Annotated in this window: 7 protein-coding genes; 5 read left to right on the top strand and 2 right to left on the bottom strand. The window is 61.0% G+C overall.

What is annotated here, in order from left to right:
* Nucleotides 1–1,105 (top strand): calcium-binding protein (locus J3361_RS02540; RefSeq protein WP_207962160.1); only part of this gene is annotated, 1,105 nt, incomplete at its 5' end.
* 425 nt (nt 1,106–1,530) lie between these two features.
* On the opposite strand, the gene J3361_RS02545 is transcribed toward J3361_RS02540, so the two are convergent.
* Together J3361_RS02545 and J3361_RS02550 are read right to left on the bottom strand one after the other, a co-directional pair.
* A complete protein-coding gene (locus J3361_RS02545) occupies nt 1,531–3,315 on the bottom strand; it encodes an IlvD/Edd family dehydratase (protein ID WP_207962162.1) in 1,785 nt (594 codons plus the stop codon).
* A 47-nt stretch (nt 3,316–3,362) separates the two neighbouring features.
* Nucleotides 3,363–4,544: a fumarylacetoacetate hydrolase family protein gene (locus J3361_RS02550; RefSeq protein WP_207962164.1), complete on the bottom strand. Its 1,182-nt coding sequence runs from the start codon at nt 4,542–4,544 to the stop codon at nt 3,363–3,365.
* Nucleotides 4,545–4,658: 114 nt separating this feature from the next.
* Between J3361_RS02550 and J3361_RS02555 the strand changes: the two genes are divergently transcribed.
* The 4 genes from J3361_RS02555 to J3361_RS02570 all read left to right on the top strand — a co-directional run bounded on the left by J3361_RS02555 (nt 4,659) and on the right by J3361_RS02570 (nt 8,933).
* Entirely contained in the window at nt 4,659–5,597 is a 939-nt protein-coding gene (locus J3361_RS02555) for a LysR family transcriptional regulator (RefSeq protein ID WP_207962166.1), read from the top strand.
* A gap of 342 nt (nt 5,598–5,939) precedes the next feature.
* Entirely contained in the window at nt 5,940–7,322 is a 1,383-nt protein-coding gene (locus J3361_RS02560; protein ID WP_186729324.1) for an MFS transporter, read from the top strand.
* Nucleotides 7,319–8,059 carry an SDR family oxidoreductase gene (locus tag J3361_RS02565; RefSeq protein ID WP_207962168.1) on the top strand — a complete coding sequence of 247 codons (741 nt, stop codon included), beginning with the start codon at nt 7,319–7,321 and terminating at the stop codon, nt 8,057–8,059. Before J3361_RS02560 ends, J3361_RS02565 begins: the two co-directional genes overlap by 4 nt.
* 25 nt (nt 8,060–8,084) lie before the next feature.
* Nucleotides 8,085–8,933 carry an ureidoglycolate lyase gene (locus J3361_RS02570; protein WP_207962171.1) on the top strand — a complete coding sequence of 283 codons (849 nt, stop codon included), beginning with the start codon at nt 8,085–8,087 and terminating at the stop codon, nt 8,931–8,933.
* The last annotated feature ends 104 nt before the right edge of the window (nt 8,934–9,037 follow it).

A 9,037-nucleotide genomic window follows, 5' to 3' on the forward strand; every position in this document is an offset into this window, starting at 1 on the left:
CGGTACAGCCGCGGCCGAAACCCTGTTCGGCTGGTCCGGCAATGACATCATCCACGGTGGGGATGGCAACGACACACTGTCAGGCGGCGCAGGTGCCAACCAACTCTACGGTGATGCTGGAGATGACACGATCATGGTTGCCGCTGCCTCTAAGGGAAACACCTTGGTTGGCGGCACCGGTAACGACACCTTGACCGGTGGTAACTACGCCGACACCTACGTGTTCAACCTGGGTGACGGTAAAGACGTCATCACAGACTACGACGGTGGCTTCGTGGCGACCGATACCTTGCGTTTTGGTGCGGGAATCCTCGCTAGCGATATACAGGTTCTCAAGTCCGGTTCTGATGTTGCGTTCAAACACCGCAACGGCATCGATCAGGTGACAGTTAAGGGCTGGCTTGATGGAACGAGTATCAGCGCAGGTGCGGTGATCAACAACATCATTGAGCGTGTGGAGTTTGCTGATGGCACATTCTGGACCTCTGCGGATATCGCCGCGACGGGATTGAGCCAAGTCGGTACAGCGGCGGCCGAAACCCTAACCGGCTGGTCCGGCAATGACATCATCCATGGTGGAGACGGCAACGATACCCTTTCAGGCGGCGCAGGTGCCAACCAACTCTACGGTGATGCTGGAGATGACGCGATCATGGTTGCCGCTGCCTCGAAGGGAAACACCTTGGTTGGCGGTACCGGTAATGACACCTTGACCGGTGGTAACTACGCCGACACCTATGTGTTCAACCGGGGGGATGGTAACGACGTCGTTACAGACAACGACGGTGGCTACGTCGCGACTGATACTCTTGAGTTCGGAGCAGATATAAGTCCTCAGGATTTGTGGTTCAGACGTAGCGGTTCCGATCTGGAAATCAGTGTCGTTGAAGCGACTGAGAAATTGACGGTCAGCAATTGGTACCAATCCAGTGCCTATCACATCGAAGCTTTTAAAACGGCTGATGGTAAGGGGCTTTTGGACAGCCAGGTACAAAACTTGGTCGACAAAATGTCCTCTTTCGGAGTGCCAGCAGGGGCTGAAACCAGTCTCACTACAGACCAACGAACTCAACTAGATGCAGTATTGGCTGCGAATTGGAAATAGCGTAATCCAGAGGGCGGTGTAGCCATTTTCGATGGCAGCATCAGAAAAGTGTCTCTTCTGCGCGGATGGGCGTTGCAGGAGGGACACTGAAGCTCTAAATGCCCTCGCTTCCAAAGAGTCAAATCATTAAAAAGAGGCTTCGGCCTAATGCCTGTCAGTTAAGCAGTAATCCTGTGGGAGCAAAGCTTGCTCGTGATAGCGGCAGAGTCGCCAATATCGTTGTCGGCTGGCCTACCGCAATCGCGAGCAAGCTTTGCTCCCACAGGATTTATGCCGTTTGCTGTTTAACTGACAGGCATTAGGCTTCGGCCTCATTTTTCATTCTTAACTGTCTAAGATTCTATGCACGAAGCAGTCTCGCCATCGAAGTCCTGGCAGTGCGTCCGGGCTTCGGCAGCGAAACTAATGACTCCCTCGCAACCCTGTCAGTGCGAATGACGCGGCTCACCACTACGAGCAATCACTCGCAGATGCAACGTCGCCGGCTCCAGGCAACCCCCCGTGGAAAGCTGTCCCACCAATTGCCGATACAGTTCCTGCCAGGGCGTTTGCGACGGCGGGATGTTCGGCGTCCACGCGAGTCGGCGCCGGGCCATTTCTTCGTCGTCGATCAGCAGGTTCACCGTGCGGGTGTTCAGGTCCACTTTCAGCCGGTCGTTGGTTTGCAGCAACGCCAGGCCGCCACCGACGGCTGCTTCAGGGGACATGTTGAGGATCGATGGGCTCGCCGAGGTGCCGCTCTGGCGACCGTCGCCCAGGCAGGGCAGGGAATCGATGCCTTGTTTGATCAGCGCGGCTGGCGGGGCCATGTTCACCACCTCGGCGCTGCCGGGGTAGCCCACCGTGCCAACGCCGCGAATGACCAGGATGCAGCGCTCGTCGATGTCCAGCGCCGGGTCGTCGATGCGGGCGTGGTAATCCTCCGGTCCTTCGAAGACGATGGCCCGGGCTTCGAAACTGTTCTCGGCGCCGGGCTCGGACAGGTAGGTCTTGCGAAACGCCTCGCCCACCACCGACATCTTCATGATCGCGCTGTCGAAGAAATTGCCGCTGAGTACGATGAAACCGGCACGGTGCTTGAGCGGCGTCTCAAAGGGATGGATCACATCGGCGTTGCTGGTCAGGCTGCCGCTGATGATTTCGCCGATGGTCCTGCCGCTGACCGTGGCGCAGTCTTCGTGCAGGCGTCCGGCTTTTTGCAGTTCATGCATGACCGAGGGCACGCCGCCGGCCCGATGGAACCCTTCGCCCAGGTACTTGCCCGCCGGCATGCAGTTGACCAGCAGCGGCACGTCTTCGCCAATCCGTTGCCAATCGTCCAGGCTCAGTTCGACGCCCATGTGCCGGGCGATGGCGATCAGGTGCGGCGGGCAATTGCTCGAAGCGCCGAGGGCGGAGGCGACGGCGATGGCGTTCTCGAAGGCCTGGCGGGTCATGATCTGGGATGGGCGCACGTCCTGGAGCACCAATTCGCAGATACGCTTGCCAGTGGCGTAGGCCATTTGCCCGCGCTCGCGATAGGGCGCCGGGATGCTCGCGCAACCGGGCAGCGACATGCCTAGGGCTTCGGCCAGGGCATTCATCGACAAGGCGGTGCCCATGGTGTTGCAGTGACCCACCGAGGGCGAGGCCGCGGTGGTCATTTCCATGAAGCCTTCGTAGTCGATCTCGCCGGCGGCCATCAGGTTGCGCGCATGCCAGAGCACGGTGCCGGAGCCGATCAGTTCGCCCTTGTGATGGCCGTCGAGCATCGGCCCGCCGGACAGGACAATGGCGGGCAGGTCGGTGGTCGCCGCCGCCATCAGGCAGGCGGGCGTAGTCTTATCGCAACCGGTGGTGAGCACCACGCCGTCCAATGGGTAGCCGTGAAGGATTTCCACCAGCCCCAGGTAGGCCAGGTTGCGGTCCAGCGCAGCGGTGGGGCGTCGCGACTGTTCGGCGATCGGGTGCACCGGGAATTCCATGGGGATGCCGCCAGCGTCGCGGATGCCGGCCTTGACCCGTTGGGCCAGTTCCAGGTGATGACGGTTGCAGGGCGTCAGGTCGCTGCCGGTCTGGGCGATGCCGATGATCGGGCGTCCCGATTGCAGCTCTTCGCGGGTCATGCCGTAGTTCATGTAGCGTTCGACATACAGCGCGGTCATGTCCGCGTGGGCCGGGTCGTTGAACCATTGCTCGCTGCGCAGGCGGCGTTTAGGCGTGTCACTCATGATTCATGTCTCTCTTGTAATTGGATGAATCGGTCACGGTGGTGGCGTCAGCGGTCCAGCAGTCCTCGGGCGGCGAGGTTACGGATCAGGGCACTGACACCAAAGGTCCAGGGGGCGGCGTCGCAGCTATGGGTGACCTGGTTATGCAGGCTGCCGAGCAACGGGCTGCTGATGCTGACCACGTCCCCGCGCTTGTGGGTGAAACCGCTGCCGGGATGATCGCGGTCTTCGGTGGGAGCGAACAGGGTACCGAGAAACAGCACAAACCCGTCCGGATATTGGTGGTTGGCGTTGAGTGTCTGGCCCGCCAGGTCCTGCGGGTCACGGCTGATCTGGCTCATGGAACTCGAACCGTGCAGGCGGTAGCCATCTTCGCCTTGTACCTTGAGCTCAACCACGCAGGCGCGTACGTCATCCAGGCTGAAGTGTTCGTCGAACAGGCGAATGAACGGGCCGATGGCGCAAGACGCGTTGTTGTCCTTGGCCTTGCTCAGCAACAACGCACTGCGGCCTTCGATGTCCCGCAGGTTGACATCGTTGCCCAGGGTGGCGCCGTGGATCTGGCCACGACTGTTCACCGCCAGCACCACTTCCGGTTCCGGGTTGTTCCATTGCGAGATCGGATGAATGCCGATGCGGCTGCCGCTGCCCACGGCGGCCAGGACCGGTGCCTTGGTGAAGATCTCCGCATCCGGGCCGATGCCGACTTCCAGGTACTGCGACCACATGCCCTGCTCAATGAGCAAGGCTTTCAGGCGCATGGCTTGCTCGGACCCCGGCACGATGGCCCGCAGGTTGTCGCCGATCACGCTGTGCACCGTGGCGCGTACGGCCTCGGCCTTTGCCGCGTCACCGCCGGCCTGTTCCTCGATCACCCGCTCGATCATGCTGGCGGCGAAGGTCACGCCGGCGGCCTTGATTACTTGCAAGTCCAGGGGCGGCAAGAGGAACGGCTTGGTCGGGTCGGCCTGAATGCCGGTATTGGCCAGCAAGGCTTCGACGCTGGCGATGAAGGTGCCGGGCGTTTGCCTGACGGCGGCCAGGGGGGAGTCTGTTTCCAGCAAATCGCTCAAGGTCGCAAAACGCTCTGACAGGTCGAACACCCCGTCACTGCGCAGCACCACGGGCGACGGCCCGGCGATTTGGCCAGGCACCCAGGCACGACCAATCAAGGTGCCGGCGACGCCATCGACGGGCAGGGTATTCTCGGGGGTAAGCATCAGCGACATGGGCAGTCTTCCTGGTTCGTAAAGCGTTCAAGCTAGGGCGCGCTGTTGATGAACTCCAATGAGATATATTCAGTATCTGATAACGTCCGGTTATTGCATCGTCGAGGATTGCCCATGTCCGATCTGTCCTTCTCCAGCTTCTGTGGCTGGCTCAAATTCCGCCATCTGCTGCTGATCGATACCTTGGGGCGCACCTGCAACATGCATCTGGCGGCCGAGCAGATGAACCTCAGCCAGCCGGCCGTGAGCAAGATGCTCAAGGAAATCGAAAGCCTGCTCGGCTTCGCCCTGTTCGAACGCCGGCCCCGGAGCATGCCGCCCACCGCACTGGGCGAACATGTGCTGCGTTACGCGCAGATCGCCTTGAACGACGCCCGTTCGTTCGTCGAGCAAATCAGCAGCCTGCGTGAGGGCGGCCATGGCTACCTCAAGGTCGGCGGTATCTTTGCCGCGACGGCGGTGGCCTTGCCCGAGGCGATCCTGCAGATCAAGCAACGCTGGCCGTTGCTGTCCATCGAGGTGGTGGAGCAGACCAGCAACCATCTGATGAAGATGCTTGAAGAAAAGAAACTTGACCTGGCCGTGGCGCGGTTTACCGAGCAAAGCCAGCAACAGCGCTACGATTTCCAGCCCCTGGCCCCGGAGCCGTTCTGCATCGTGGTCAACGACCGCCACCCCCTGGCGAACGCCGGGCCGACCTCCTTGCAGCAACTGGTGGACCAGCCGTGGATTCTCTACCCGGTCGGCACACCGATCCGCGCCCGCATGGAACTGGCTTTCGCCGAAGCCGGAGTGGGAATGCCGCGCAACACCATCGACACCATTTCCATGCAGACCTTCCTCCAGGTCCTGCAACGCGGCCCCATGATCGGCATGCTGCCCAATGCCATGGTCGATCCGCTGCTCGAAAGCGGCCAGCTCAAGACCCTCGACACCCCGTTGCACCTGGTGCCGCAGGACTACGGCATCCTGACGCGCAAGGATGAGCCGTTGGTGGGCGCGGCGCTGGAGTTCGCCGAGATCCTCAAGGACAACGCCCGCCAGAGTGGTTGACTGTGCTGGCGCCATCGCGAGCAGGCTCGCTCCCACAAGGGGCCTGCGGTGAATGCAAAGCCTATAGACATCCATGGGTACAAAACTTATGAGCACCAAAATTCCCCTGTGGGAGCGAGCCTGCTCGCGATGGCGGCGGATCAGCCTGCGCTGAACCCTGTGACCAGAGATTGCTCCCGCTGGGCTGAGCAGTAGCCCCTTTGGATTCCGATAACAGATGGTTATCAACTAATCCAAAAATGCCATTGGGAAAGAATCGATCCCCGACAGTAGAGTCCTCGTTCAATCGCCGGATGACTTGCTCATTCGACGTGACCCAATAAAAACAATCAGGGGTTACCTATGCAAACCATCTCCGAGCAGTTGCCCGCCCAGGCGCAAGCTGGCGAGCTCGATTTCGAAGACCGGACCTACCGCAAGGTCATCTGGCGCATCCTTCCCGTCCTGCTCCTGTGCTACATGGCGGCGTACCTCGATCGGGTGAACATCGGCTTTGCCAAGCTCGACATGCTCAACGAGCTGCAATTCAGCAACACCGTGTATGCCTTGGGCGCCAGCATGTTTTTCTGGGGCTATTTCCTCTTTGAAGTGCCCAGCAACCTGTTGCTGCATCGCTTTGGCGCGCGGTTCTGGATCGCCCGGATCATGCTCAGCTGGGCGGTGATCTCCATGGCCGTGGCCTACACCGTGCCGCTGGCGGCGTTTTTCCATCTCGAATCGAGCACGATGTTCTACGTGCTGCGTTTCCTGTTGGGCATCTGCGAAGCGGGCTTTTTCCCTGGCGTGATCCTCTACCTCAACTACTGGTTCCCGACCCACCGGCAGAGCCGGGTGATGTCCGGGTTCCTGCTGGCGCTGCCGGTCAGCCTGACCCTGGGCGGCATCCTCTCCGGCTGGCTGATGAACAGCATGCAAGGCGTCCACGGCATGTCCGGTTGGCAATGGATGCTGATCATCGAAGGCATTCCGTCGATCATCATGGCGTTCGTGGTGATCGTCTGCCTGGCCGACAACATCGACAAGGCCAAATGGCTCTCCGTCGCGGAAAAAGCCCTGCTCAAGGCCAATCTGCAAACCGACAACCAGGGCAAGGCCACGCGCTTGAGCGAAGTGTTCTTCAACCCTCGGGTGTGGTTGCTGGTGTTGATCCTGCTGACCTTCAACACGGGTTTCTATGGCCTGGCGTTCTGGATGCCGTCGATCATCAAGAGCACCGGCATCACCAACAGCCTGCATATCGGTTTGCTGACTGCCATCCCGTATTCGGTGGCGGTGGTGGCGATGCTGCTCAACGCCCGGCACTCCAACCGTACTGGCGAGCGGCGCCTGCATGCGGCGATCCCGGCGTTCATTGGCGGTGTCGGTCTGATCCTCAGCGCGTTCTTCGCCGATAACCTGGTGCTGTCGGTGCTGTTTCTCAGTGTCTCCGCCTCGGGGATCCTCAGCCTGATGCCGATTTTCTGGACGCTGCCGGGCACCGTGCTGTCGGGCGTCGCCGCCGCGGCCGGGATCGGCATGATCAATGCCATCGGCAATCTGTCGGGCTTCACCGGTTCGATGATTACCGCCGTGGCGGAAACGCTGACGGGTAATATCAATAACGGTACTTACGTGTTGGCCTTGTGTCTGTTGGTCAGCGGTGGATTGATCCTCGCGATCCCTGCCTCGATGCTCGGCAGGACGCCCAAGACCGCGCCCACGGCAGCGCAACTGGAGACCGCATGAGTCTGCAAAACAAGCGAGTCCTGGTGACGGCGGCCGGGCAAGGCATCGGCTTGGCCAGCGCCATTGCCTTCGTCCAGGCGGGTGCCGAAGTGTTCGCCAGCGACATTGATATTGGCGCATTGGCGGGTATCGAAGGCATCACGCCGATGATCCTCGATGTCACCTCGGCCAGCGCCATCGACGCGGCCCGTGACCGGATCGGTGGGCTCGACGTGCTGTTTAACTGCGCCGGCTTTGTGCACAGCGGCAACATCCTGGAATGCGATGAAGCGTCCTGGGCACGTTCGATGGACCTCAATGTCACGGCCATGTACCGCATGATCCGGGCGTTCCTGCCGGGCATGCTGGCCCGTGGCGGTGGCTCGATCATCAACATGTCGTCGGTCGCGTCCAGCATCAAGGGCGTGCCCAATCGTTTCGCCTATGCTGCCAGCAAGGCGGCGGTGGTGGGGCTGACCAAATCCGTCGCCATCGACTTTGTCGGCCAGGGCATTCGCTGCAACGCCATCTGCCCCGGCACGGTGGACTCGCCTTCGCTACGCCAGCGCATCGCCGACCAGGCTGCGCGACAAGGTGTCGAAGAAGCAGAGGTCTATCGGCAGTTTCTCGACCGCCAGCCCATGGGACGTATTGGCCACACCGAGGAAATCGCGCAATTGGCGTTGTACCTGGGCAGCGACGCGTCCGCCTACACCACCGGGACGGTCCATGTGATTGATGGCGGCATGAGCCTCTGAATTATCCCTTGAGCAGGAGCACTTCATGAAACTGTTGCGTTACGGCGAAAAAGGTTCGGAAAAACCCGGGCTGTTGGATGAAGACAAGCAGATCCGCGACCTGTCGGGCCACGTGCCGGACATCGCCGGGCAGGCCTTGGGCCCGGAAAGCCTGGCGCGTCTCGCCGCCCTCGACCCCCGCAGCCTGCCGCTCGTTACCGGCCAGCCGCGCATCGGCGCCTGCGTCGGCCAGGTCGGCAAATTCATCTGCATCGGCCTGAACTACGCCGACCATGCCGCCGAGTCGAACATGGAGGTGCCCAAGGAGCCGATCATCTTCAACAAATGGACCAGTGCCATTTGCGGGCCGAACGACGACGTCCAGATCCCCCGTGGCTCGCTCAAGACCGATTGGGAAGTCGAACTGGGCGTGGTCATCGGTAAAGGCGGGCGCTACATCGACGAAGCCAATGCCATGGAGCATGTCGCCGGTTATTGCGTCGTCAACGATGTGTCGGAGCGTGAGTGGCAACTGGAGCGCGGCGGCACCTGGGACAAGGGCAAGGGCTTCGACACCTTCGGCCCTCTAGGACCCTGGTTGGTGACCCGGGACGAAATCGCCGACCCCCATACATTGGACCTGTGGTTGGAAGTCGATGGCCATCGCTATCAGAACGGCAACACCCGGACGCTGATCTTCAGCGTGCCGCAACTGATTGCCTACCTGAGCCGCTGCATGAGCCTGCAACCGGGCGATGTGATCTCCACCGGCACACCGCCTGGCGTTGGGCTGGGCATCAAGCCCAACCCGGTGTTCCTGCGCCCGGGCCAGACCATGCGCCTGGGCATTGAGGGCTTGGGCGAACAGCGTCAGGTCACGGTGCAGGCGGACTGATCATTGGCTTGCGGCCGTCTTCGCGAGCAGGCTCGCTCCCACAGAAGGACTTCCGATGCACGCGGATATTGTGCCTGCTGAAGATCCCTGTGGGAGCGGGCTTG

This window comes from Pseudomonas sp. OA65, from assembly GCF_017498305.1.
Classification (GTDB): Bacteria; Pseudomonadota; Gammaproteobacteria; order Pseudomonadales; family Pseudomonadaceae; genus Aquipseudomonas; species Aquipseudomonas zanjanensis.

Bases quoted from the DNA above. Each gene is read 5' to 3' on its own strand.
- J3361_RS02570 (WP_207962171.1), top strand. From the start codon at position 8,085: ATGAAACTGTTGCGTTACGGCGAAAAAGGTTCGGAAAAACCCGGGCTG.
- J3361_RS02560 (WP_186729324.1), top strand. From the start codon at position 5,940: ATGCAAACCATCTCCGAGCAGTTGCCCGCCCAGGCGCAAGCTGGCGAG.
- J3361_RS02555 (WP_207962166.1), top strand. From the start codon at position 4,659: ATGTCCGATCTGTCCTTCTCCAGCTTCTGTGGCTGGCTCAAATTCCGC.
- J3361_RS02550 (WP_207962164.1), bottom strand. From the start codon at position 4,544: ATGTCGCTGATGCTTACCCCCGAGAATACCCTGCCCGTCGATGGCGTC.
- J3361_RS02565 (WP_207962168.1), top strand. From the start codon at position 7,319: ATGAGTCTGCAAAACAAGCGAGTCCTGGTGACGGCGGCCGGGCAAGGC.
- J3361_RS02545 (WP_207962162.1), bottom strand. From the start codon at position 3,315: ATGAGTGACACGCCTAAACGCCGCCTGCGCAGCGAGCAATGGTTCAAC.